The organism is Methylosinus sp. PW1, assembly GCF_000745215.1.
Classification (GTDB): Bacteria; Pseudomonadota; Alphaproteobacteria; order Rhizobiales; family Beijerinckiaceae; genus Methylosinus.
Genome location: NZ_JQNK01000009.1, coordinates 1 through 23,737, shown reverse-complemented (window position 1 = coordinate 23,737; position 23,737 = coordinate 1). Strand labels below are relative to the sequence as shown.

Below are 23,737 nucleotides of genomic sequence, written 5' to 3'. Positions count from 1 at the left end.
GGCGGCGTACCAATGGAGAAGAAAATGGCTCTGCAGACCTCTGGGAAGGACATCGTCAAGTCTCTGGCGTGGTTCATCGGCGCGATCGCGCTGATCATCACCTTGGTTCATTTCGCCCCCATCATTTCCCACGGGGGCTGAGCGGGACACTCTCGCTGGCGCTACGCCGGTCGCGATCCGTCAGTGATCACGGCCGGCGTCCTCGCATTCGGCGGCCCGCGCGCGCCGAATGCGCATTTGGATTTGCTCGACCGCGCCGCTATTGTCCGCGACCATCACAGGCGAGGTCGCGAGCATATGGTCGAAAGAACGTCGGGCGATGGCCGTATAGAGGCCTATCTTCTGCATGAGATGAAGGCGGAGATCGACGAGCTCGCGCGCAGCGAGGTCGACGACGTCACGAAATTCATCCATGCGCGCGCCCGCGAGGTCTATTGGACGGTGACGCGCCTGCTCGGCCTCGGCCGCCTGCACGACGGCGTATGGCGAAAGCCGAGCGACGATAAGGCGGGCGCGTGGCGCACAGCGCTCGCCGGCGATATTCCGCCGCCTGCGACGCAGGCGCGGCTGCTCGTCGATATGACGGCGACACATCGCACCATCGGCCGCACCGGCATTCAGCGCGTCGTTCGCGAGATCGCGCGCGCGATGGTCGAGAGCGGCGCCGGAATTCCCGTCTTCATGGAGGATGGGCGGCTCTTTTCCCATTTCACACATGCCAATCTTCCAGACGAGGTGACGCCGGCCGCCGGCGATAAATTTCTTCTGCTCGACGCCGGCTGGCACCTCACGGCGGAATATTCGCGAATGATCGAAATTGTCGCGCAGGCCGGCGGCGAGACGATCGGCTGCCTCTACGATCTCATTCCGATTCTCTATCCTTCCGTGGTGACGAATTCCGCGCATCGGGCCTTTGTGGAATGGTTCGATCTCCTCATTCGCGAGAGTGACGCGATCGTCGGCATCTCCAAGGCGGTCATCGATGAATTCCAGGCCTATGCACGGGAGCGTGGGCTGCCGTGCAAGCCGGGCTTGCGGCTCGGCTGGTGGCCGCTCGGCGCAGATTTTCGCGCGCCGGGCGACGAGGCGCCGTCACCGCGCGCCGTCGAGGCCGCGGCGGGAGGACAGCCGCTTTTTCTCAGCGTCGGCACGCTGGAGCCGCGCAAAGGCCATGCGGTTGCGCTCGGCGCTTTCGATCGCTGGTGGGAGCAGGGCGCCGATGTCCGCTATGTCATCGTCGGCGCGAAAGGCTGGAATGTGCGGGCGCTCGAACGGCGCATTCGGGAGCATCCCGAATTCGGCCGTCGCCTGTTCTGGCTGCGCGGCGTGAGCGACGCCGATCTGCGCTATCTCTACGAGCGCACGCATGCGCTCGTGTTTCCCTCCATCGCCGAAGGCTTCGGCCTGCCGCTCGTCGAGGCGGCGCATTTCGGCGCGCGCGCCATAGCGAGCGACATTCCAGTGTTTCGCGAGGTGGGCGGCGACTGGGCGTCTTATTTCGATGCGGGCGACAGCGGCGCTCTGCTCGCCCGGCTGAAGGAGGCGCTCGCCTCTCCGCCCGCTGCGCCGACCTGCGACATATTGTCCTGGGGGCGCTCCGCGGAGGCGCTGGCGCGCCTTCTGCGCGAGGGCGACTATCCTGCCCGGCTTTCGGAAAACGTCGCCCTGGAGGCGCGCTGAGGCGCCTCAGAATGGGTGATATTGGAAGAGCCAGTTCTCCGACAAAGCTTCGTTCTTATGCGCGAGGAAGAGCCGCATCTCGACGGGATCATGTCCATCGACGGTGAGATCGAATTGCGCGCGCCAATGTCCCGGCACGCCGTCGAACACGGCTTCCGTGTAGATGTAGGAGAAGCTTCCGCGCGAGGACCAGAGCACCGGCTCCGGCTTCACGCCGAAGGGTAGGCGCGCGAGCGGTCCGCCGAGAAACTCCACCATGAATTTGCGCACGCCTTTGGGGCGCGGCTTGCCGGGCTGGCCGCCATTGCCGAGCCGCGTCGCCACGCAGCGCGCGAGCGGAGTCGGATCGGGCTCGTCGGCGAGCCAATGCAGGCGATAGGAGAAGTCGAATGACGCGCCGGGAACGGCGGGCTTCGCCGGAACCCACATTGCGACGATATTGTCGTGGATCTCGTCGTCGGTCGGAATCTCGACGAGCTGAATCGTTCCCTTGCCCCAATCGCCCTTGGGCTCGATCCACACGCTCGGACGGCGATCATAGAAAACGCCGTCGAGATAGTGATCGAAATTGCGGTCGCGCTGCAGCAGGCCGAAGCCTTTCGGATTTTCGTCGGCGAAGGCGGAGGCCATCACGCGATCGGGATTGTTGAGCGGGCGCCATAGACGCTCGCCGCGGCCGGTCCACATTGCGAGGCCGTCGGAATCATGCACCTCCGGCCGCCAATCGACGGCAGTGGGCTTTTTGGTTTCGGAGAACCAATACATGGAGGTGAGCGGCGCTATGCCGAAACGCTCGAAGGCGCCGCGCAAATGCAGCGAGCAGTCGACGTCCATCACGACGCCCTTGCCGCGCTTCGCCAAGATGCGAAAGGCGCCGACGATGGAGGGACCTTCGAGCAGGAGATGCAGCGGCAGTCCGTCTTCCGTCTCCGGGCCGATATAGACATTGGTGAAATCTGGAAACTCCTCCGGCCGGCCGGAGACCCAAGTGTCGAGCGCGACGCCGCGCGCTGAGAGCCCATATTGGCGCAATTCGCCGATGGCGCGGAAATAGGAGGCGCCGAGAAAGGCGACCCAATCATTCTTGCGCCAGTCGAGCGGGCCGTCCTTGGGCTCCTGAATGCGAAAGCCGGCGAAGCCCGCGCCCGGCGGCAGACGACGGGCGATCGAATCCTCCGGCATGTCGAAATATTTGGGATTGTAGAGCACCTCGCGCGCTTCGCCGCCTTCCACCGCATAGAAGCGGACGGCCTTTTTGAAGAACATGCCGAGGTGGAAGAATTCGACCGGGAAACGGCCGGCGCCGGTGGTGAGCGCGTAATTGGTGTCGTAGCTGATCTTGCCCCAGGCCTCATAGTCGATCTTGGAGGTGATCTCTGGATCGGGCTGGCTCGGCGGTCGGAAAGGCTCCGCTATGCGGCGGCGCGCGGTCTCCTTCAGACGCTCGAAGGAGAAGGGTTCCGCCGGCCCGAGATCGAGACGGCCGGGAACGGGCTGGGCTTCGGCCTCGTCGGCGCCCAATGCGCCGAGCGCGCCTGTAGCGGCCGCGGCCTTGAGGAAGGAGCGGCGATCCGTGTCGTCGATCATGCAGGGAACCTCGCGGGGCGGGGAAGCGCCTGTCGTCGGCCTAGGGTCGAAAAATCAGCGGATAGGCTCGTGGCGGACGGCGGTGCGCATGAAGAAATACAGGCCGACCAGACCGGCCAGCGCGAAGACGATCTCGAAAATGCGGCTGATGGCCGGATCGAGCTGAAACAGGCCGCCGAGCGCCCAGCCGGCGGCCCAGGAGGTCGCGACCAGCTCCGTGCCGACCAGGATCGCGACGGCGACCAGGGTCGACAAATGCACCAGGTTCAACGGTTTCTTGCTCATCGGGCGAGGGACTCCGCGCTCATCGTCCAGAGGAACCTGCTATACGATCGGCCGGCCCGGCGCAAGTCGGCGCCCCGGAGGCCGCGGAACGCCTCTTGCGATGCGCCGCGCGCCGCTGGTATTCTGTAAGAGGGGCGACGCAGGCGCTTTTTTTGTTTTTTCGTGCGCTGAAGCAAGGTCGCTGCATTTTCAGGGGCGGGGCTATGGGTGGAGTCGTCGAGCGCGTCGTCATTCGGCATTTGTCGGGGTCGAAGGCCAATCAGATCGAGCAGCTTCCGATCGGCGATCTGAAAGAGATCACCATCGGCCGCGATCCGACATCGAAAATCGCATTCGATCCCACCATAGACGGCGTCGTCAGCCGGCAGCACGCCGTCATCCGGATCGAGGGCGAAGGCGACGATCTGAAGTTCGAGCTGATCGACCTCGGCTCCAGCAATGGCACTTTTCTCAACGGTCAGCGCATCTCGCAGAACGCGGAATTGCTGCCCGAGGACAAGATCGAGCTCGGCGGCGCCAAGGGGCCGAAATTCACCTTCGATCTGCAGCCGCGGCCGGCCAGCTTCGCGGCGCGCACGCGCGTCATCGGCATAGACGATTCCGCCGCGACCCGGCTGATCGAGACGGCGCAGACGGCGGCCTCCACCGCCGTCGCCCAGATAAGCTCGACGTCGACCCAGGCGCCCCCGCACAAGGCCGGCGTCGGCCAGGAGACGGTGCAGCGGCTGATCGTCGAGGAGCGGCGCTCGGTGAGCCGCACCTGGGGCGCCGTGGCGGCGGGGCTGCTCGCCTTCATCGCGCTCGGCGGCGGCGCCGTCTATTGGAAGCAGATCAAGGACGACGAGCGCCATCAGGCCGATCTCGCCGATGTGAAGGCGGACGCCAAGCACGCCGATCAGCGCAGCGCTGCGCTGCAGGGCGAGGTGAAGACCAATCTCATCGGCATGACGCCGCTCGACATCTACAACAAATATTCCAACGCCACCGCGCGCGTCGATCTGCGCTGGCGTCTCTTCGACACGCAGACCGGCAAGCCGATCTTCCATCAGACCTTCCGGTTCGGAAAGGACACGCTGCCGGCCTATGTGCGCTTGCCCAATGGCAAGGTCGTGCGCTGGCTGACGCTCGAGGACGATCAGCGCTCCAATCTGCAGATCGCCGGCTCGGGACGCGGCTCCGGCTTCGTCATCAGCGAGCAGGGCTATCTGCTCACCAACAAGCATGTCGCCGCCGGCTGGAAGGTGACTTACGATTCCCCGCGTCTCGGCTATGTGTTCGATCTCGGCGGCGGCCCGGGCGCCAAAAACGCGAAGCTGCGGAAGCCTGTCGGCGTCATCGATCTCGAATCCGAGGATTACGCCGATCTCAATATGTGGGTGCCGGAAGCGGGCGGCGTCATTTTCCCGTCGAGCGTCGCCATTCCGATCGGCCGCAACAATATTCCCGACATGACGCGCAATGAGCAGCGCACTTTCGAGGGCCGCAATGAGCAGCTCGAGGTGCGTTTCCCCGGCGCTCGCCTCGGCGTCAACGCCTCGCTGGTGCGCGCTTCGGCGGATTCGGACGCCGCGCTCATCAAGATCGACTCGCCGCAACTGCTCGACAAGGTCGAGCTCGCCGACGACGATCAGGTGACGATCGGCGAGAAGGTCATCGTGCTCGGCTATCCCGGCATTTCGGTGGAGAACGTCCAGCGTCAGGTGACGGTTGAGAACGGCCTGACGCGCGTTCAGAACGAGGTCATTCCCGAGGCGACGGTGACGGATGGCATCGTGTCCAAGCTCTCCACGGGCTATAAGGAGAAGGACGGCGTCACGCTGACCAGCGCCGGCGAGCGCATTCAGCTCAGCGTGCTCGCCACCGGCTCCGGCAATAGCGGTGGGCCGGTGTTCAACGCCAATGGCAGGGTCATCGGCCTGTTCACCTACAGCCGCAGCCGCGGCGACGCGCGCGTGACGCTCGCCGTGCCGATCAAATTCGGGCGCGACCTGCTGCGCGCGCAGCGCAACTGATCGAAGGTCGGGGAAATGGCGACGGGGCGCGAGGCTCCAGAAGACGCTTTCCGCGTCGTCGGCGCGATGCGGACCGACGTCGGCCGCGTGCGCTCCTCCAATGAGGACAGCGTCGCCTTTGTCGCGCCCGCGCCGGGCGCGCCGGAGGCGAGACAGGGCTATCTCGCCATCGTCGCCGATGGAATGGGCGGACACGCCGCTGGCGAGGTGGCGAGCGCGCTCGCGACGGAAGTCGTGCGCCGCGTGTTCTACTCGCTCGACGTCGAGCCGCCGCGCGCGCTGAAAGCGGCCTTCGAGGCCGCCAATCGCGCCATCTTCGAGCAGAGCGCGCGCGAGCCCGAATGCAAGGGCATGGGCACGACCTGCACCGCCGTCGTCATTCGCGACGGAAAACTGTGGCTCGCCCATGTCGGCGACAGCCGCGCCTATATGCTGCGCGGCCGTGAGGTGACGCAGCTCTCCGACGATCAGACGCTGCACGCGCAATTGGTGCGCGAGGGCGTGATGACGCAGGAGGAGGCCGAGCGCAGCCCCGGCGGCAATGTCATTCTGCAGGCGGTCGGCACGCGCAAGGAGGTGGCGCCGACCATTTGGTCAGAGGGGCTGCCGCTCGCGATCGGCGACACGATCATTCTGTGCTCGGACGGGCTCTCCAATCTCGTTTCCGAAGCGCAGCTCGTCGCCGCGATCACTGATCGCTCGCCACAGGACTCCTGCAATTTGCTGGTGGAAGCCGCGCTCGTGGCGGGCGGACACGACAATATTTCCGTCGGCGTGTTTCAGATCGTCTCGCCGCCGCCCGGCGCGCGCGATCAGGCGGCGACGCAGAAGATTCCCGTCGTCGCGGACGGCGCGCCGCCGACGCGCGTCATCGTCGTTCGATAGAGGCATGAGGTCATGAACGACCAGAGAATGATCGGCCATTACCGGATCGTCGAGCTGCTCGGGACCGGCGCGATGGGCAAGGTGCATGTCGCCTTCGACACATTCATCGAGCGCGAGGTCGCGATCAAATCGCTGCGCCCCGAGCTGACGCAGGATCCCGAATTCGTCGGGCGCTTCAAGGCCGAGGCGCAGAGCCTCGCGCGCCTCAACCATCCCAATATCACCACGCTCTACTCGCTGCTGCCCGAGGGTAGCGAACTCTATATGGTGATGGAGCTGGTGCGTGGCCGCGCGCTGGACGATGTGCTGCGCGAGCGCGGCGGACCGCTCGGCGTCAAAGAATGTCTCGCCATCATCTCGCAGGCGGCCGATGGCGTCGCCTATGCGCATCAGATGGGCGTGATCCATCGCGACATAAAGCCGTCCAATCTGATGATCGGCAATGACGGCCGCGTGAAGATCATGGATTTCGGCATCGCCCGCGTGCAGGGCAGCGTGCGCATGACGCGCGCCGGCACGGCGATCGGCACGCCGCTCTATATGGCGCCGGAGCAGCGTCGCGGCAGCGAGGGCGACGAGCGCAGCGATCTCTATGCGCTCGCCGTCGTTCTCTACGAAATTCTCTCCGGCGCGGCGCCCTTCGCCGGTCTCGACGAGGTGGAGCTTCTGCAAGCGCAGATCGGCAAAGATCCGCCGCCGCTGGTGCCGCGCATCCCCGGCGTGACGCCGGAGCTGGAAGCCGCGATCATGAAGGCGCTGGCCAAGCGGCCGGAGCAGCGCTATCTGTCGATCCGCGCCTTCAGCGACGCCATTGGCGCGACCGTGCTGCGCATCGACGCCACATCCATTGTGCAGAGCCCCGCGCATCTTCTCGACAAAGCGACGCAGACGAGCGCGAGCGCCGGCTCCGCCGCCTCTCTGCCCTCCGTCGCTCTGGCCGTCGCCAAGAGCCGTTCGAGCTCGCTGGCGCGGCGGTTCAAATCGCTGCATCCGGCCGTGCAGGGCGTGTCGGTGGCTGTCGTCGCCTTTGCGGCCGTCGCGCCGCTGCTGTTCGGCGGCGACGGCGATAGCGTCAATAAGAAGCGCGAGTTCGACAAGGCCGAGCGCGAGCGGCGCGCGGCCGCCGAGCTCGAGAGCGAGCGTCGCCAGACGGCGAAGACTTTGGATTTCGGTCAGACCGGCGAGATCAAGCCGGTGCGAAACGAGATCGAGCGTCCGGCCGCGTTGACGAACGATACGCCGCCAGCCAAGCCCAAATGCAATGAAGGCTTCAGCATCGCCGATTGCCAGCCCTCGACAGTGCCGGGCCAGAAGACTGCGGCCGTCGAGCAGGCGTCCCTCGGCGCGTCTTCGACGATCGCCGATCTACGCCGAGCGGTCAAAGAGAAAGAGTTCGACCGCGCTTCGTCGATCGGCGAGTTTCTCGCCGCTTCAGGCGAGCGCGAGGCGCAATTCATCATCGGCATGATTGCGCTGAAAGGGCAGGGGCGTCCGCAACATCTTCCGACCGCCTTCAAATGGATCAAGAAAGCCGCCGACAAAGACTTTCCCGAAGCGCAGGCCGTGCTCGGCAATATGTATCAGAACGGCGACGCCGACGGGGGCGAGAATGTCGAGGAGGCCGTGCGCTGGTATATGAAGGCTGCGGAGCAGAATAATCCGCGCGGCCAGTTCTGGCTTGGCAAGGCCTTCGAGAAGGGCGTGCCCAATGTGCTGAAGAAAGACGCGAAAAAGGCGGGCGATCTGTTTCGCCTCGCCAAGGCCCAGGATTTTCCAGGCGCCGCGGAGGCGCTGGAGGCGCTCCGCAAATCCGGCAAATATTGACGGCGCGTTTGGCGGATCAATAATCCGCCTTGCCGAGCCCGGTCGCGCCTTTGGTCGACGTTCCGCCGCCATTATCGCCGCCGCCGCCTCCGCCGCCCCCACGATGTCCGCGCCGCGAGGCGTGACGGGCGGCGCCGCCGCCCCCTCCGCTCTGATGGCGGACAGGGCGCGCCGGCCTGCGCGGCGGACGATAACCGCCGCCGTAGCCGCCTCCATAGCCGCCGCCCGTCGGCCCGAGATGCAGCCGGAAGGGGCCGAAGCCGATATATTGCGCATTGGCGGGAGCGGCCTCGAGCGCGGCGATCGGCAGCGCGAGGAGCCCTGCTAGCAGGCCACGGCGGGAAAGTTTCGGCAATTCCTCTGCAGAGGACGCGCCATGCAATTCGCCACTATGTTCGTCGATCATCTTCGCCAGCCTGAAAAATTCCCCGCTTGAACTATCAGGTGTGGCCTCGACATTGTCAAACGCGCTCTGCCTCGCTCGCGGCGCGACGATTCGGGTCGCGCCGCGGCTCCGCCAAACCTACCAGCCCCAGCCCCAGCCACCGAAGCTCGCGCCAACGAGCCCATAGCCGGCGCCGTAGCCTCCTCCGTAGCCGCTGTAGCCGTACGGGTAGGCATAGCCATAGGAATAGGCGGGGTAGGCGATCACTGGCGTCGCCACCACCTCGGGCTGGGCCACATAGACCGTCCGGCGCTCGACGATGCGGCGCACATAGCTCGTTCTGTGCTCGCAAGTCGGCTGCTCGTATTTCGGCGGCTCGTATTCGGTTCTTTCCTCGCAAACTTGCCGACAGCGCTTCTCCTTGGCGACGGCGGCGTCGACGCCGAGCATGCCGATGACGAGCGCCGCGGCGCCGACGATCGATAATCTGACGACTGTGCTCATGATGCGGTTCTCCTTCGTCTGCGCTTGGAACGAATATGCGCGAACGCGGTTGAACCTATGTCGCCGATCCGCAGCGGCGAGCGTGTTTCTTCGTTTCGACGCCTTTTGACGAAAATCAAATTCGTCGCGTTTTGTCTGAGATTTTCATGGTTTTGCGGCTGCGGTCGATTGACGCTGCGGCCACGCGCGCGCTCGTCGCGCGTCGCTGCGAACGCTTAATCTCTCATGCAAGCCTGGCGTCTCGAATTATCGCACAGGCGACTGGAGGAATCGGCAATGTCCACTTACGGAGCCAATGATCCGATCGTTTTCGCTTTGCTCGCCGAAGCCGTGGTGATCGCCGTCGTCGCCGTGTCGATCGTCGGCTATCTGCTTTTCAAAGCGAGCGCGCGCGCCTTGAGCAAGCCGCACGCGCATTGAAGAGTCGAAAGCGTGACCGAGCCGACCCCGTCTTTCGGCGGGATCGGCCATTTGCATTGACTAGAAGTGATAATTGAGGCCGCCGCGGATCGTCGACGTGTCGATATTCGTCTGCAGCGCGTTGGCCGAGAAATCGAAATAGCGATCTCCGCCGACGGAGGTGAAGAGATATTCGGCCTTGGCGGAGAGATTGGGCGCGACGCCGAATTCGATGCCGGCGCCGAGCGCCCAGCCGGCGAGGAACTTCGACTGCTGGCCGTAGAAGCCCTGGAAGGCGTTGTTCACGCTCGCCGTCGTGTTGCTGCCGGCGAAGCCGCCGGTGACGAACAGCAGAGCGCGATCGACAGTGACGCCGGCGCGCGCGCGAATGGTGAGCGTGTTGTCGACGGAGCCATTGCCGGAGACGCCGGCGAAAGGCGAGCGTCCGTCCTTCGAGCTGTTGAAATCGAAGTCGCCTTCGACGCCGACGAGGAAGTTGGGCGCGAAGGTGAGATTATAGCCGGCCGTGCCGCCCACGACCCACCCGTTGGGCTGGCCGAGCAGATTGCTGCTGCCGTTCTGGAACGCGCCCAGCGCATAGCCGCCGTTGATGCCGATATAAAAGCCCTGCCAGGTGAATGCCGGCGGCGGGCTGTAATAATCGGCGGCGGGAGCCGAGCGCCGCGGCAGATCGGCGGCGAGGGCGGAGGCGCCGGCGCAGAGCAGGGCGGGCGCCAGCAGCGCGGGAAGCAGCATAGGTCTCATCGAACTCGACTCCACATTCGCGCGCCTTCAAGGGCCTTCGGCTCGCGGTCACAAAACTCGGCGCAGGCGAGGGGCAAGGCCCAGCCAGAGCTCAGTCGAATTAAAATCGTTCACGTTAACGGAACCTTTCCGCGCCCGAGCCCGCGCTCACGGCGAAGCAAAACCACGGCGCGCTGGAATGTATTGATTGTGTCGAAACCATGTTATATTTAGAATTAACCGAGCCGTTCTGGCCATTATCCATTTTATTTTGATCATCACATCGCATAGTGGCGTTGAGATTGCCTAATAATTCGTAAAATCGTCCGTGGTTACGTCTCGGCGGCGCATTGACCGCGTCGGCGCGGCGTGAGAATTGCCTTGTACGGCGGCAAGATGGGGATTCGGGCGATGAGCGCTGGCGGCGCAGGCGGTTCGGGGCCGGTTCTGGTGACGGGCGCGGCGCGGCGCATCGGCTTGGCGATCGCCGGACGGCTGGCGCATGGCGGCCGTCCGGTGGTGCTGCACGCCTCGCATCGCTCCATAGAGGAGGCGGAGCTCGCCGCGGAGGCGATCCGCGCAAAGGGCGGCCGCGCGGCCGTGGTCGGCGCCGATCTCTCCGACGCGCGCGAGACAGAGGCGCTGATGGGGCTCGCCGCGCGCGCTTTCGGGCCGGTGACGCTGCTCGTCAACAACGCCTCGGTGTTCGAGCTCGACGCCGCGCAGGATTTCTCGGTCGAGGTCTTCGATCGGCAATTCGCGGTCGATCTGCGCGCGCCGCTGCTGCTGGCGCGCGACATGGCCGCGCAATTGCCGGAGGAGGCGGAAGGGGCGATCGTCAATATCGTCGATCAGCGCGTGTTTCGGCTGACGCCGCGCTACTTCACCTATACGCTGGCGAAGTCCGCTCTGTGGACGGCGACACGCACCATGGCGCAGGCTTTCGCGCCGCGCATTCGCGTCAACGCCGTGGGGCCGGGGCCGGTGTTTCCCAACGCCGTGCATGGTCAGAAGGGCTTCGAGACGGAAGCGCGTGGCGTGCCGCTGCGCCGTCCGGCGGATGTGTCCGGCGTTGTCGACGCCGTGGTGTTTCTCGCCGAGGCGCGCAGCGTCACCGGGCAGATGATCGCCGTGGACGGCGGCCAGCATCTCGCCTGGGAAACGCCCGACGTGCTGCCGGATTAGCGCATCGACGGGCATGACAAAGCGTCCGCGATAGGGGAAAAGGCGCGAATGCGTCCCTCGATCCTCGATCCGCTGTTCGGCCGCGCCGCCGCCCTTCCGGGCATAGGCCCCAAGACGGCCAAGCATTTCGACCGGCTGCTCGCTCGGCCGGGCAAGGAGACGCGTCTCGTCGACGTGCTGTTTCATTTGCCGATCAATCTCGTCGACCGCAGCCTGCGCCCCGCCATCGCCGAAGCGCCGACGGATCGCGTGGTCGTGCTGAAGGTGCGCGTCACCGAGCATCGCAAGCCGCAGGGGCGCTACGCCAAGGCGCCGTTCAAAGTCCATGTCGAGGACGACACCGGCGACGCCGAGCTGGTCTTCTTCCTCTCCAACGCCGATTGGATCGAGCGCAGCCTGCCCATAGGCGCGACGCGCTGGGTCTCCGGCAAGATCGAGCTCTATGACGGGCGCCGGCAGATCGTGCATCCCGATCGCGTGCTGGACGAGGCGGGCCTCGCCAAGCTGCCGCCGGCGGAGGCCGTGCACGGCCTCACGGAGGGGCTGCAAGAGCGCTTCGTGCAGCGCGCCGTCGCCGGAGCGCTGGAGCGCCTGCCAAAGCTGCCGGAGTGGCAGGACGCCTCGGTGCTCGAGGCCAACGGCCTTCCCGATTTCGCGACGGCGCTCGCTGCCGCGCAAAACCCCAAATCGCCGGCCGACATAGAGCCGGCCAGCAAGGCGCGCCAGCGCCTCGCGCTGGACGAGCTGCTGTCGCAGCAATTGGCGCTTCGGCTCATCCGCTCGAAGATGCGGCGCGAGCCGGGCCGCGAGAACGCCGGCGACGGACGCATCACGCGCCTCATAGAAGGCGCGCTACCCTATGCGCTCACCGGCGCGCAGCAGCGTGCGCTCGTCGAGATACGCGAGGATTTGGCGTCCTCGCGGCGCATGTTGCGGCTGCTGCAGGGCGATGTCGGCGCCGGCAAGACCATTGTCGCGCTGCTGGCGATGGCGAGCGTCGTCGAATGCGGCCGGCAGGCGGCATTGATGGCGCCGACGGAAATTCTCGCGCGCCAGCATTATGAGCGCCTGCTGCCGCTCGCCGAAGCGGCGGGCCTGCGCCTCTGCCTGCTCACGGGAAGAGCCAAGCCCTCCGAGCGCGCGCGTCTCTACGAGACCATTGCGACCGGAAGCGTCGATATCGTCATCGGCACGCACGCTCTGGTGCAGAGCGAGCTCGCCTTCGCCGATCTCGGCCTCGCCGTCGTCGATGAGCAGCATCGCTTCGGCGTGCAGCAGCGTCTGGCGCTCGGCGCCAAGGGCGAGAGCGTCGATGTTCTGGTGATGACGGCGACGCCGATTCCGCGCTCGCTGGCGCTCACCTATTTCGGCGATATGGACAGCTCCATTCTCGACGAGAAGCCGCCGGCCGCTCGCCCATCGACACGCGCGCGCTGCCGGTGTCGCGCATCGGCGATGTGGTGGAGGGCGTGCGCCGCGCTCTCGCTTCCGGCGCGCGCGTCTATTGGGTGTGCCCGCTGGTGGAGGAGAACGAAGACCTCGATCTCGCCGCCGCGCAGGATCGTCACGAGGATCTGACGCGTATTTTCGGCGAGATCGTCGGCCTCGTTCACGGCCGCATGAAAGCGCCCGAGCGCGACGCCGCAATGGAGGCGTTCAAGCAGGGCGAAACGCGCATACTCGTCGCCACCACTGTCATAGAGGTCGGCGTCGACGTGCCGGAGGCGACGGTCATGGTGATCGAGCACGCCGAACGCTTCGGCCTCGCGCAATTGCATCAGCTGCGCGGGCGCGTCGGGCGCGGCTCCGGCAAATCCTCCTGCTTGCTGCTCTACAAAGGCCCGCTCGGCGAGACGGCCAAGGCGCGGCTCGTCATGCTGCGCCAGACCGAGGACGGCTTCCGCATAGCGGAGGAGGATTTGCGCCTGCGCGGGGAAGGAGAAATTCTCGGCGCGCGGCAATCCGGTCTGCCGGGCTTCCGCCTGGCCGATCTCTCGGCCCATGCGCGGCTGCTGGCCATAGCGCGCGACGACGCCGAGCTGACCCTGCGCCGCGACCCGGACCTCTCCGGCCCGCGGGGCGAGGCGCTGAGGGTTCTGCTCTATCTCTTTGAGCGCGACGAGGCGGTGAAGCTGCTGCGGGCGGGATGATCGCCGGGGCCTTTATCGGGCGCGCCATTGCGCGTAAATTCCAGACCCGAGCCGCGGCGCGGCGAAAATGAAAATAAGCGGGCGGCGAGCGCCCGCAAAGGGAGAGCGAGTTGTCCTATCTGCACACGATCTGGAGCCAATTGTCGTGGAGCGACAAATGGGTCCTCGGCATAAACGTCTTTCTCGCCGTCGTTTTCTTCGCCTCCTGGCGGAACAAGAAGCGCCGCCAGAAGCAGGGGGAGTGAGCGCGCTCAGCCGGCGCCGCGCAGGCTCGCGGCCGTCTGGCCGAAGAGAATCTTGCGCTCCTCTTCCGTGAAGCCGTCGCGCGGGCGGGAGAGGATCTCGCCTTTCGCATAGGCGCGCTCGACCGCCGGCCGCGCGCGCATCGTCTCGAGCCAGCGCCGCACATTGGGAAAATCGTCGAGATTTTGTCCCTGCCGCTCATATGGGACGATCCAGGGATAGGCGGCCATATCGGCGATGGAATAGTCATCGGCGATGTAGTCTCGTCCCGCGAGGCGCTTGTCCAGCACGCCGTAGAGACGATTGGTCTCGTTCACATAGCGATCGATCGCGTAAGGAATCTTCTCCGGCGCGTAATTGCGGAAATGATGGTTCTGGCCGGCCATGGGGCCGAGCCCGCCGACCTGCCAGAACAGCCATTCGAGCACGCGCGCGCGGCCGCGCAGATCGCTCGGCAGAAAGCGCCCCGTCTTCTCGGCGAGATAGACGAGGATCGCGCCAGATTCGAACAGCGAGACCGCGGCGCCGCCGTCGGCCGGCGCATGGTCGACGATGGCCGGCATGCGGTTGTTCGGCGCGATGGCGAGAAAGGCGGGGAAAAATTGCTCGCCCTTCGAAATGTCGACGGGGACGATTTTATAGGCGAGCCCCGCCTCCTCGAGAAAGATCGTGATCTTGTGGCCATTGGGCGTGGGCCAAAAATGGAGGTCGATCATATGAGGTCTCCGTGTCATGCGAGGACTTGCTACTCGCTATTCGCACGTCCCAAAGGAATCGTGACATAGAAAGTCGATCCTTGTCCCGGCTGCGATGTCACCGACAGCCGCCAGCCATGACGATCGGCGATGGATTTGCAGATCGCGAGGCCTATGCCGGTGCCGGGATATTTGCCTTTCGGATGCAGCCGCTTGAACGGCTCGAAGACGAGCTGCGCATATTTGCTCTCGAAGCCGATGCCATTGTCGGCGAAGGCGACGACGATCTCGCGCTCGTTCTGCGTCGCCCGGATGACGATCTCCGGCGCGCAATCCGGCTTGCGATATTTGAGCGCGTTGGAGACGATATTATGCGTCAGCCGCGCGAATTGCGAGCGGTCGGCGCGAAAGGCGACATGCGGCGCGTCTATGCGCAGGCGCGCGCCGCTCTCCGCGATCGCCTCGGAGAGGTCATCGACCGCGAGGTCCAGCTCATCGCGCAGATCGAGCTCCTGCACATTCTGCGCATCGTTGATCGCGCGCGAATAGGTGAGGAGATCGTCGACCAGCTCGCGCGCGCGCAGCGCCGAGGAGCGCATCACGCTATTGGCGTAGCTCATGTCGTTCTCATTGGCGCTGGAGATCGCCTGCTCGAGAATATCCGCGAATGCGGCGATCTTGCGCAGCGGCTCCTGCAGATCATGCGAGGCGACATAGGCGAATTGCGCCAGACGCTCATTGGCGCGCTCCAGCTCCGCCGCGCGCTGCGACAGCGCATTCTCTGCCTCGCGCCGCGCGGTGATGTCGAGCACGGTCGCCAGCACGATCGCGCCGCTCTCGCTCTCGATCGGCGTCAGCCCGATCTCGACCGGAAACTCGCTGCCGTCGCGCCGCGTCGCCTTCAGATCGCGTCCGGCGCCCATCGGGCGCTTGCTCGGATGCGCGAGGAAGCTCTGGCGCAAGGAGGAATGCGCCGCCCGCATGCGCGCGGGGACGAGAATATCGATGGACTTTCCAACCAGTTCGTCGCTACGATAACCGAACATACGCTCGGTCTCCGCGTTGACGAATTGAATGAGTCCATCGGCGCTGCTGACGATCATGGCGGCAGGCGCCGACTCTACCGCGAGGCGAAAATGATCGTCGCCTATGCTGTCGAAGCTCATCCTCGCACCCCTCGTCGCGCGCATCTGTCAGCGCTCGTTGCTGCGCGCGGGGCGACCGCATCCTATCTGATAGGAGACAGCGTCTGAGAAACGAGCGCAAGTCGAGAAGATGGGGATTGTGATGTCCGCTGTCGAGACGAAGAATCGGGCCTGCCGCGTATTGATCATCGAGGACGATCAGGACGACGTCTTTCTGTTCAGGCGAGCCCTCGATTCCGTGCGCTCCTTGCTGGAGCGCGACATAGAATGCGAGCAGGTCGACAATGGGCTGGACGCTATCTTTCTCGTCTCGCGCGAGGAGATCACCAGGGCCGTTCAGTTCTCTATACTTTATAGCGGACGGGCGATTCCCGTCGCGACGGATGTGTGAATCTATAGGCGACAACCCGAATCGGAGGTTGTCGCATGCAGGTGTCGCTTCTGGAGATTTTGCGGGACATTCCGGATCATCGTCGCCGAGAAGGCAAGCGGTTCGATCTTTCGACGGTGCTGCTCTACGCGATCATCGCCATGGTCGGCGGCGCCAATTCTTATCGGCAGATGCATGAGTTCATTCGCGCGCATCGTCTGCGATTGAACGACGCCTTCGGCCTGAAGCTGCCCTACACGCCATCCTACACCGGTCTGCGGCTGATCCTGCAAGGCGTCGATCCGGCAGCGTTGGAGGCGGCGTTTCGACGTCATGCCGCGAGCATGCCGGCGCCGCCCGCCGTGCAGGGGCTGACGGCGATCGCCGTCGACGGGAAGACTCTGCGCGGCAGCTTCGATGCGTTCAGCGACCGGAAGGCCGCGCACATGATGTCGGCGCTGCGACACGCCGATCGGATCGTGCTCGCGCATGTGATGGTCGCCGAAAAGAGCAATGAGATTCCCACCGCTCCGGAGCTGATCGAAGCGCTGGGATTGAAGCGCTGCCTGTTCACGCTCGACGCAGAACACTGCCAAAAAAACTGTTCGAACGCGTGATCGCGTCCGGCAATCACCTGCTGACGCAGGTGAAGGACAATCAACCGGGCCTGCGTCGCCGGCTCGAACTCGGCGCGGCGGGCCGCAAGCCGAGCGGCTCTGCGACGAGCCAGTCGAAAGGCCGCAACCGCTGGGAGACGCGAAAGCTTTCTGTCTTTCCAGCGAAGGCGTGGTTCCGCCATACGGCGTGGGAGCCGCTCATAAAGACCGTGCTGCGGCTGGAGCGCACAATCTACCGCCGCGATCCGGCGACCGGTCTTTTGAAGCAGACGATCGAGACCGTCTATTGGGTGTCCTCGGCGACCGGCCCGACGCCCGAGCGTTGGAACGAATGGATCAGAGGCCATTGGCGCATCGAGAACGGCAGCCACTATGTGCGCGACGTGGCGTTCGCGGAGGACGCTTCGCGCATTCGCAAGAACCCGGACATCGTCGCGCGGCTCCGCTCCTTCGCCTATAATCTCCTGCGCGCCGATGGTTGCGACAACATCAAGAACGCCAGATGGCGCGCCGCTCTCAATATCCGAGCTGCCCTCGAAATGGCAGGGGCTCGTTAAGAACTGCACAGCCCTGAGGAGATCACGGACAAGCTTCCGGATGTGCTGGTGCTGGACCTCAACATGCCGCGGCTCGACGGCGTGAAGTTCTTGAAGTCGCTGCGCCGCTCACTGCTGCTGAAGGAGCTTCCGGTTTTCGTGCTGACGACCTCCACGGCGCCGTCGATCCACGAGGAGGCGATGCGGGCAGGCGCCGACAAGGTCTTCGTCAAGCCCAATGACGCAGAGGCGCTGCTCGCCATCGCGCTGGAGATCGTGAGCTCGGCGCTGGAGCGGCGCGGCGAGCCGGCGACGCGTCAGTAATACCAGAGGCCGTCGTGAAGCCCGCGCGGCGAGGGCGGCGGCGCCTGGCGGGGCGACGGATTGACGTAATCTCCGTAGTAGCCGCCGCCGTAGGGCGCGCCATAGCCGTAGGGCGCAGGGCCGCCGGCGTTCTGGCCGGGGGGAGGGGCGTGTCTCTGACGCTCGCGCTGACGCCGGCGCTGCTCATAGGCCTGCTCGCGCGCTTCCCACAGATCGCGTCGCTGCTCGGCGGCCTGCGCGCGCGAAGGCCCCGCGCCGCCTTCGCGCTGGCGCTCCCGCGCGAATGGCTCCGCGTGCGCCGAGGCCGCGACTGCGACGCCTGCGAAGACGATCGATGCGACGAGCAGGGCTTTCGACATGGGACGCCTCCGATTGCGAATGGAAGCCTAGTCTAGACCATGGCGCGGCCGCTGGCCGGCGGCGCGAGCGGATGTGGTTAAGCTCGTCTCTCGCGCTCGCGCGCGCGGCAACACTTTCTTCAGCCTTTGCTGGAAATGTCACAAATCTCGCCGCTCGAGGCGGCGGGTCGTTTTTCGCGATTGTGATGCGAAAGCTTCTTTGTGGAGCGGCGCCATGATGACGCTTGATCCGACGACGTTCGGCCCCGGCGACGAGGCCGCGAATCGAATCGCCTACGCCTGTCTGCCGCCGCCCACGACGCGCTGGGTGGTGCGCCGCAAGGCCGAAGTGGTGGCCGCGGTGCGCAGCGGCGTCGTCTCGCTGGACGATGTCTGCCGGCGCTATTCGCTGACGCGGGACGAGTTCGAGGCCTGGGCGAGCTGCATCGACCGCCATGGCGTCGACAGCTTGCGCACGACTCGCCTGCAATATTATCGCCGCCGCGCGGCGCGCCTCGCCGCGGGCAAGCGCTGAGCCGTCAGCCCTGCGGCTTGTGCTCGATCCGCAGCGCCTCGCCGGCGCGATGGGCGAGCGCGGTCTGAATCGGCCCCGCCAGAGCGGCCAGCAGCCAGGGTAGCCAGACCTCTATGCGCAGCGAATCGGCGAGCACGTCTATGCGCGCCTGCATATTATGGCCGAAGGCCCCGACCTTCAGATCGGCGGCGTTCCCGGTCCAGACGACCTCTGAATGGGCGAGCTTGTCCACATAGTCCCGCCGCAGCTGCTCGAGCCCAGCGGCGACGCGCGCTCTCGCGGTCTCGACGCCGAGATCGTGGCTCACGGTGATGACGATGGATTTTTGCATTGCGAGGCTCCCGTGCCGCCAATCTAGGCGGAGAGAGACGGATTTCACAGGGGACGACCTCGGCGGCCACGCGCCGAATCATTTCATAAGGACAGCGTAGGCCATTATAAAGCGATCGTTGAATCTAATTGTAATGAAATAGGAGCGCTTTGCAAAACCGGCGAACCCGTGATTCTCTGGGGCGTCCGAGGGATGTGAGTCACCGATGTCACGCCGCAACTTCAGCCAACCTTCGCTCGCCGACGCATTCGTGAAAGCCTATTCTCGTCCTGGTGGGTTTCTGGAAGATATCGCCAAGACGTTCGAGTGGAGCGCGTTCGACGTTATTTTGCGTCCGCTGCATTCTTCGAGCGACGGCGCGCCGGCCTATCCGCCACTGACCATGTTCAAGATCGTGCTGTTGCAGCAGTGGTATGGGCTGTCCGACCCCGCCGCCGAGGAGGCTGTGCGCGATCGCCTGTCGTTTCGGCGCTTTTGCGGGGTTCCGCTGGACGAGGAGACGCCGGACCATTCATCGATCGGCGGTTTCGTCAGCGGCTCGCCAAGCTCGGCCTCGACGAGAAACTACTTGCCGAGGTCAATCGACAACTCGACGCGCGCGGGCTGATCGTGAAGCGCGGCACGCTGGTCGACGCCACTATCATCGCGGCCGCCGTGAAGCCGCCGCCCCACGACGAGGGGCAGGTCAATCCGCGCGACCCGGACGCGAGCTTCACCAAGAAGAACGGCGAGACCTACTTCGGCTACAAGGCGCATCTGGCGGTCGACGAAGAAAGCGGCATCGTGCGCCAAGCGGAGATGACGAGCGCCGATCTGCACGACAGCCAGCGCGGCGAGGCGATGATCCAGGGCGATGAAGAGGCCTATTACGGCGACAAGGCATATGATAGCGCAGCGCTACGCAAGGCGTTGAACGACAAGAAGATCGACGACAAGATCGCCTATAAGGCGAAGCGCGGAGCGCGACAGCCGGACTGGCAGAGATGGTTCAACAAGACGGCGTCGAGCGTTCGCGTCGGCGTCGAGCGCGCCAACGCGACGATGAAGAACTGGTATGGGATGGCGCGAGTACGCTACCGCAGCCTCGCGCGCAACAATTGTCATCTTCAGTTCGTCGTCATGGCGATGAACATGAAGCGGGCGCGGGTTCTCGAAGCGGCGGCATGACGCCGCGAGGGGAGAGGTGTGTCTCGAACCGGATAGGGATGCGAAAAATGACCGGCTGACGGCGCAGAGCATTGCGCCAGATGGCGCGCGGGCGCATCAAAGCCCGTCGATTGCGGCCGAAAAACCGTAAACGCCGAGACCTCGGCTATTCTGCGAAGCGCTCAAATAGATTTCGAATCTAAATTATTGCAGCAGCAATGAGCTGCAGAACTAAAAAATCCAAGCTGGAGGCCAGTATGATTATAAATATAAGTGGAAATATATCCGAGATATGTGAGGAGCTAGACGCTGTCATGTTCCGTGATATCAAGGACTTTATTGAAGTCGAGCGGGAAAGGCAGACGGTGGACGACATTCTTCTCGCAATGTCGGTCAATATATCGTCGGTTATCATCGTAGCCGCCAAGGCGTGTCACGGCAATCCGCAACATGCGGCGCTTTATATGCTCTCGGCCATTATGGGCCAAGTTCACGCGGTGCTCTCGGACATAGACGATTTCTGAAGACCGAGGCGCCGAGCTCTCGTCGTGGAGAGCTGGCGGCGGAAGAAGGCATGTCCGAGTAGGGCATCCGCCGACGGATGTTTCGGCAGAATCAAAGTCGGCATCGAGAGGAAAGATACGGCTGGCTCCCCGAGCAGGACTCGAACCTGCGACCCAGCGATTAACAGTCGCTTGCTCTACCGGCTGAGCTATCGGGGAACGGTGCCGGGCATATAGCAAGCTCTAAGCACTCTTGCCAAGCCCTGTTCTCCGCCTTTCTCGATTTCTTTCGCGCTTCCCACAAGCCATTCAATCGGCAGGGGGAAAAAGCGCGAGTGTCGCTACTATGTCATTCTGCGACGGCAGGCCCGCCTCATTGCCGAGGTGCTGAATCTTGTAGCCGGAGGCCGCGCGCGCGAAGCGGAAGTGCTCGCGCCAGGGCGCTTCCGGCCGCTGGAGATAGGACGCCATATAGGCGCCGTGGAACACATCGCCTGCGCCGGACGTATCGACGATGCGCTCCGCCGGCACGGGGAGAGAGGGCAGGCGTTGCACCTCGCCATTCTCGTCGTACCAGAGCATTCCGCGCTCGCCATTGGTGACGCCGCCGATGCGGCAGCCCTTGCTCTTCAAAAAGGCCAGCATGTCGGCCTCCGAGAGCGTCATCTGCTCGCAGAGCCGCTCGGCGACGATGGCGACGTCGATGAATTCGAGCAGATCGGTGATTCCCGGCCGCAGCGCGCCGCCGTCCAGCGAGGTCAGCGCGCCCGATTCGCGGCAGGCCGCGCGCGTAATGGAGAGCGCGTCGGCGATATGTCCGTCGCTGTGCAGGGCGCGCACCCCGGTCAGATCGAGACGCGGGAAGTCCTCGAGGAAATTATTGTCGCGGGCGCGCAGAATCGCGCGCTTGCCGTCCTTGGGCAGCACGAAGGAGAGCGAGGAGCGCGCACCCGGCGCGGATGCACGCGCACCCCATAGGTCGCGGCCATGTCCATGAACATATGGCCGAGCCAGTCGGGCGCGAGCTGCGTCAGCAGATCGACGCCGTCGCCGATCAGCTTGGAGCAGGCGAAGGCGGCGGTCACGGCGTTGCCGCCGAAGGAGACGGCGTAATCCTCCGCCACATCCTTCTCGTCGCCCTTGGGCATGACCTGCGTGCGCATGGTCACGTCGATATAGGAATGGCCGATAAATAGAGACTGCAAGCGAGGACTCCGACAGGAGGAGGCGGAGGAGGGCGGCGGTCAGACCGAGAAGCTGGAGCCGCAGCCGCAGGAAGCGTTGCGTTGGGATTCTCGACGCGGAACGACTGGCCCATCAGATCCTCGACATAATCGACGCGCGCGCCGGCGATATAGGCGGCGGAGATCGAATCGACGACGAGCCGCGCCCCGTCGCGCTCGACGACGATATCGTCGGCCTTGGGCTCGGTCTCGACCGTATAGGCGTATTGCAGGCCAGAGCAGCCCCGCCGTCGACCGAAAGCCGCAGCGCCTTGGCTTCGGCCTCGCCGGCGAGAATGGCGTGAATGCGCTCGGCCGCGCGCTCGCTCATCTCGATCTTCGCAATCGTCGCCGTATCGGTCATTTGGGCGCGCCTTCCTCTTTTTTGGCTTTTGTCTCGCCGGCCTCGTCGCTTGCGCTCCCCGGGGCGGGCGGGATATGCGAAGCGAAAATATGGCCGCCCGCGTGACCTTGCAATGACAGGAGAGACGATTGGCGATCGAAGATCCCGGCGTCCGTGGCCGCGCCCCTCACGCCAGCGACCCTTCGGCGTCGCGCGGGCGCCTCTTTCCCGAATCGGCCTCGCCGACGCGCAGCGAGTTCCAGCGCGACCGCGACCGTATCATCCATTCGACGGCCTTTCGCCGCCTCGCGCATAAGACGCAGGTCTTCGTGCCGCTGGACGCGACCATTTCCGCACGCGGCTGACCCATACGATAGAGGTGGGGCAGATCGCCCGCGCGCTCGCCCGCGCTCTGGCGCTGGACGAGGACCTCGCCGAGGCGGTGGCGCTCGCCCATGACCTCGGCCATACGCCCTTCGGCCATGCCGGGAGCATGCGCTGCAGCGATGCATGGAGGCCTATGGCGGCTTCGACCATAACGCCCAGGCTCTGCGCGTCGTCACTTTGCTCGAGCGCCGCTACGCCCGCTATGACGGGCTGGACCTCACCTTCGAGACGCTGGAAGGCCTCGTCAAGCACAATGGACCTTTGCGCGGCCGCGCTCGCATCGCGCGCTCGCTCCTTATGTGGCGGAGTTCGACGCGCTGTTTCCGCTCGAGCTGGACACATTCGCCGGGCCGGAGGCGCAGGCGGCCGCGCTCGCCGACGATATCGCCTATGACGCCCATGACATAGACGATGGGTTGCGCGCCGGCCTGTTCTCGCTCGAGGATATCGAGGCCGTCCCCTTCATCGGCGTGATGCTGGACGAGATTCGCGCCGTCTATGGCGCGCTGGAGCGTTCGCGCGTCATTCACGAGCTCGGCCGGCGGGTCATCACCCGCTTCGTCGAGGACGCCATCATCCAATCGGAGAAGCCTGCGCCTCGTCGGAGCGAAAAGCGTGGAGGATGTCCGTCGCGCCGGCGTGGCGACGATCGCCTTCTCGCCGCCCATGGCCGAGGCGGACCGCTCGATCAAGGCCTTTCTCTTCCCCAAAATGTATCGGCACGAGAAAGTCGGGCGTCTGGGATCGCGCCGAGCAGGTGATCTCGCGGCTTTTCCCGGTCTATTTCGACGATCCGGCGCAAATGCCGCCGGAATGGGCCGAGCTCGCCCGCGCCGAGGAGGGCGCCTCCCGCGCCCGCCATGTGGCCGATTACATCGCCGGAATGACCGACCGCTATGCGCTCGGCGAATATCGCAAGCTGTTCGGGGAAAAGATGTCGCTGGGCTGAGGGCGGACCACAGCGCGCCTTGACGGAGCCCCTTGCGCGCCCGACCTGCTGGTTCTGACCCGGGAGGCTCCCATGCTCGTCATCGAATTCGTCGGCGTCGCTCCAGAGGGAATGACCGCGCAGGTCATCGATCGGATGAACACCGACATCAGCGACGTGCGCAAGGCCGTCACTCACGCCAAATCACTGTTCTCGAATGTGATCGTCCAGCGCAAGCATAAGCCGCTACCGCATGGCTTCCGCATATTGGACGGCGACGGGCGGGAGGTCGCGAGCTGGAGCATAGACGAGTGAAAGGGCGAGCCTGAAGGCTCGCGGTCCAAGGGCAGCGGTCGGACCGCGAGCCTTCAGGCTTGCAACCCGATCGGCCGCGGCTGTCGGGAAGGATGCGTTCCGCTCCCCATTCTGCTAA

General features: G+C 64.9%; 23 protein-coding genes, 1 tRNA gene and 5 pseudogenes. 17 read left to right on the top strand and 12 right to left on the bottom strand.

Annotated features, from left to right (window positions below; all coding sequences use genetic code 11):
• Positions 1-183: 183 nt before the first annotated feature.
• Positions 184-1,680 (top strand): glycosyltransferase family 1 protein, encoded by a 1,497-nt coding sequence (locus K369_RS09450; protein WP_245278157.1) that lies wholly within the window; start codon positions 184-186, stop codon positions 1,678-1,680.
• A gap of 6 nt (positions 1,681-1,686) precedes the next feature.
• Here the strand turns inward: K369_RS09450 and K369_RS09445 are convergent, their stop codons facing one another.
• A complete protein-coding gene (locus tag K369_RS09445; RefSeq protein ID WP_036290572.1) occupies positions 1,687-3,267 on the bottom strand; it encodes a glucan biosynthesis protein in 1,581 nt (526 codons plus the stop codon).
• 54 nt (positions 3,268-3,321) lie between these two features.
• Positions 3,322-3,552 (bottom strand): hypothetical protein, encoded by a 231-nt coding sequence (locus K369_RS09440; protein WP_018265121.1) that lies wholly within the window; start codon positions 3,550-3,552, stop codon positions 3,322-3,324.
• A 203-nt stretch (positions 3,553-3,755) separates the two neighbouring features.
• Between K369_RS09440 and K369_RS09435 the strand changes: the two genes are divergently transcribed.
• From K369_RS09435 to K369_RS09425, 3 genes are read left to right on the top strand one after another with little or no spacing between them, the layout of a single operon-like run.
• Positions 3,756-5,564 (top strand): trypsin-like peptidase domain-containing protein, encoded by a 1,809-nt coding sequence (locus tag K369_RS09435; RefSeq protein WP_036290569.1) that lies wholly within the window; start codon positions 3,756-3,758, stop codon positions 5,562-5,564.
• Between the two features lie 15 nt (positions 5,565-5,579).
• A complete protein-coding gene (locus K369_RS09430; RefSeq protein WP_036290567.1) occupies positions 5,580-6,449 on the top strand; it encodes a protein phosphatase 2C domain-containing protein in 870 nt (289 codons plus the stop codon).
• 12 nt (positions 6,450-6,461) lie between these two features.
• The gene (locus K369_RS09425; RefSeq protein ID WP_036290564.1) at positions 6,462-8,273 is read left to right on the top strand and encodes a serine/threonine-protein kinase; all 1,812 of its coding nucleotides are present in this window, start codon (positions 6,462-6,464) and stop codon (positions 8,271-8,273) included.
• Between the two features lie 16 nt (positions 8,274-8,289).
• Here the strand turns inward: K369_RS09425 and K369_RS09420 are convergent, their stop codons facing one another.
• Together K369_RS09420 and K369_RS09415 are read right to left on the bottom strand one after the other, a co-directional pair.
• Positions 8,290-8,679 carry a hypothetical protein gene (locus K369_RS09420; protein WP_036290562.1) on the bottom strand — a complete coding sequence of 130 codons (390 nt, stop codon included), beginning with the start codon at positions 8,677-8,679 and terminating at the stop codon, positions 8,290-8,292.
• 117 nt (positions 8,680-8,796) lie between these two features.
• A complete protein-coding gene (locus tag K369_RS09415; protein WP_084570618.1) occupies positions 8,797-9,162 on the bottom strand; it encodes a hypothetical protein in 366 nt (121 codons plus the stop codon).
• Positions 9,163-9,438: 276 nt separating this feature from the next.
• On the opposite strand from K369_RS09415, the gene K369_RS27130 reads away from it, so the two are divergent.
• Positions 9,439-9,582 (top strand): hypothetical protein, encoded by a 144-nt coding sequence (locus K369_RS27130; protein WP_018265126.1) that lies wholly within the window; start codon positions 9,439-9,441, stop codon positions 9,580-9,582.
• Positions 9,583-9,642: 60 nt separating this feature from the next.
• On the opposite strand, the gene K369_RS09410 is transcribed toward K369_RS27130, so the two are convergent.
• The gene (locus K369_RS09410) at positions 9,643-10,326 is read right to left on the bottom strand and encodes an outer membrane protein (protein ID WP_245278156.1); all 684 of its coding nucleotides are present in this window, start codon (positions 10,324-10,326) and stop codon (positions 9,643-9,645) included.
• Positions 10,327-10,716: 390 nt separating this feature from the next.
• Between K369_RS09410 and K369_RS09405 the strand changes: the two genes are divergently transcribed.
• The 3 genes and pseudogenes from K369_RS09405 to K369_RS27950 all read left to right on the top strand — a co-directional run bounded on the left by K369_RS09405 (position 10,717) and on the right by K369_RS27950 (position 13,885).
• Positions 10,717-11,490, top strand: coding sequence for an SDR family oxidoreductase (locus K369_RS09405; protein WP_036290557.1), 774 nt, complete (start codon positions 10,717-10,719; stop codon positions 11,488-11,490).
• Positions 11,491-11,538: 48 nt separating this feature from the next.
• Positions 11,539-13,640, top strand: a pseudogene (gene recG, locus K369_RS09400) (ATP-dependent DNA helicase RecG).
• A gap of 110 nt (positions 13,641-13,750) precedes the next feature.
• A complete protein-coding gene (locus K369_RS27950) occupies positions 13,751-13,885 on the top strand; it encodes a hypothetical protein (protein WP_256377840.1) in 135 nt (44 codons plus the stop codon).
• A 6-nt stretch (positions 13,886-13,891) separates the two neighbouring features.
• Here K369_RS27950 and K369_RS09395 read toward each other — a convergent pair whose 3' ends face one another.
• Positions 13,892-14,599 carry a glutathione binding-like protein gene (locus K369_RS09395; RefSeq protein WP_036290554.1) on the bottom strand — a complete coding sequence of 236 codons (708 nt, stop codon included), beginning with the start codon at positions 14,597-14,599 and terminating at the stop codon, positions 13,892-13,894.
• A 29-nt stretch (positions 14,600-14,628) separates the two neighbouring features.
• On the bottom strand, positions 14,629-15,744 hold the full coding sequence (locus tag K369_RS09390) for a PAS domain S-box protein (protein WP_036290552.1): 1,116 nt from the start codon (positions 15,742-15,744) through the stop codon (positions 14,629-14,631).
• 121 nt (positions 15,745-15,865) lie between these two features.
• On the opposite strand from K369_RS09390, the gene K369_RS09385 reads away from it, so the two are divergent.
• From K369_RS09385 to K369_RS09370, 3 genes and pseudogenes are all read left to right on the top strand, one after another.
• Positions 15,866-16,114, top strand: a complete 249-nt coding sequence (locus tag K369_RS09385; RefSeq protein WP_245278155.1) for a hypothetical protein — start codon at positions 15,866-15,868, stop codon at positions 16,112-16,114.
• A gap of 35 nt (positions 16,115-16,149) precedes the next feature.
• Positions 16,150-17,267, top strand: a pseudogene (locus tag K369_RS28240) (ISAs1 family transposase).
• A 3-nt stretch (positions 17,268-17,270) separates the two neighbouring features.
• A complete protein-coding gene (locus K369_RS09370; protein WP_371033322.1) occupies positions 17,271-17,570 on the top strand; it encodes a response regulator in 300 nt (99 codons plus the stop codon).
• Here K369_RS09370 and K369_RS09365 read toward each other — a convergent pair.
• Positions 17,564-17,929 (bottom strand): hypothetical protein, encoded by a 366-nt coding sequence (locus tag K369_RS09365; RefSeq protein ID WP_036290550.1) that lies wholly within the window; start codon positions 17,927-17,929, stop codon positions 17,564-17,566. The two genes, K369_RS09370 and K369_RS09365, sit on opposite strands and share 7 nt — an antisense overlap.
• A 214-nt stretch (positions 17,930-18,143) precedes the next feature.
• Between K369_RS09365 and K369_RS09360 the strand changes: the two genes are divergently transcribed.
• Positions 18,144-18,443, top strand: a complete 300-nt coding sequence (locus K369_RS09360; RefSeq protein WP_036294700.1) for a DUF1153 domain-containing protein — start codon at positions 18,144-18,146, stop codon at positions 18,441-18,443.
• Between the two features lie 4 nt (positions 18,444-18,447).
• Here the strand turns inward: K369_RS09360 and K369_RS09355 are convergent, their stop codons facing one another.
• Positions 18,448-18,774 (bottom strand): polyhydroxyalkanoic acid system family protein, encoded by a 327-nt coding sequence (locus tag K369_RS09355; protein ID WP_018265136.1) that lies wholly within the window; start codon positions 18,772-18,774, stop codon positions 18,448-18,450.
• A 205-nt stretch (positions 18,775-18,979) separates the two neighbouring features.
• Between K369_RS09355 and K369_RS27660 the strand changes: the two genes are divergently transcribed.
• The 3 genes from K369_RS27660 (at position 18,980) to K369_RS09345 (ending at position 20,444) form a co-directional block, all read left to right on the top strand.
• Positions 18,980-19,381, top strand: a complete 402-nt coding sequence (locus K369_RS27660; RefSeq protein ID WP_051949184.1) for a transposase — start codon at positions 18,980-18,982, stop codon at positions 19,379-19,381.
• Positions 19,288-19,941, top strand: coding sequence for an IS5 family transposase (locus K369_RS24615; RefSeq protein WP_245278278.1), 654 nt, complete (start codon positions 19,288-19,290; stop codon positions 19,939-19,941). The genes K369_RS27660 and K369_RS24615 overlap by 94 nt, the downstream gene beginning before the upstream one ends.
• A 293-nt stretch (positions 19,942-20,234) precedes the next feature.
• A complete protein-coding gene (locus K369_RS09345) occupies positions 20,235-20,444 on the top strand; it encodes a hypothetical protein (protein ID WP_036297023.1) in 210 nt (69 codons plus the stop codon).
• A gap of 122 nt (positions 20,445-20,566) precedes the next feature.
• Here K369_RS09345 and K369_RS09340 read toward each other — a convergent pair.
• From K369_RS09340 to erpA, 3 genes and pseudogenes are all read right to left on the bottom strand, one after another.
• A tRNA-Asn gene (locus K369_RS09340) sits at positions 20,567-20,642 on the bottom strand.
• Positions 20,643-20,732: 90 nt separating this feature from the next.
• Positions 20,733-21,628: pseudogene (locus tag K369_RS09335) on the bottom strand (PfkB family carbohydrate kinase).
• Positions 21,629-21,667: 39 nt separating this feature from the next.
• Positions 21,668-22,010: pseudogene (gene erpA, locus K369_RS09330) on the bottom strand (iron-sulfur cluster insertion protein ErpA).
• Between the two features lie 134 nt (positions 22,011-22,144).
• Between erpA and K369_RS09325 the strand changes: the two are divergent.
• Positions 22,145-23,325: pseudogene (locus K369_RS09325) on the top strand (deoxyguanosinetriphosphate triphosphohydrolase).
• A gap of 72 nt (positions 23,326-23,397) precedes the next feature.
• Complete coding sequence (locus K369_RS09320) at positions 23,398-23,619, top strand: hypothetical protein (protein ID WP_018265144.1); 222 nt, start codon at positions 23,398-23,400, stop codon at positions 23,617-23,619.
• Positions 23,620-23,737 lie beyond the last annotated feature (118 nt).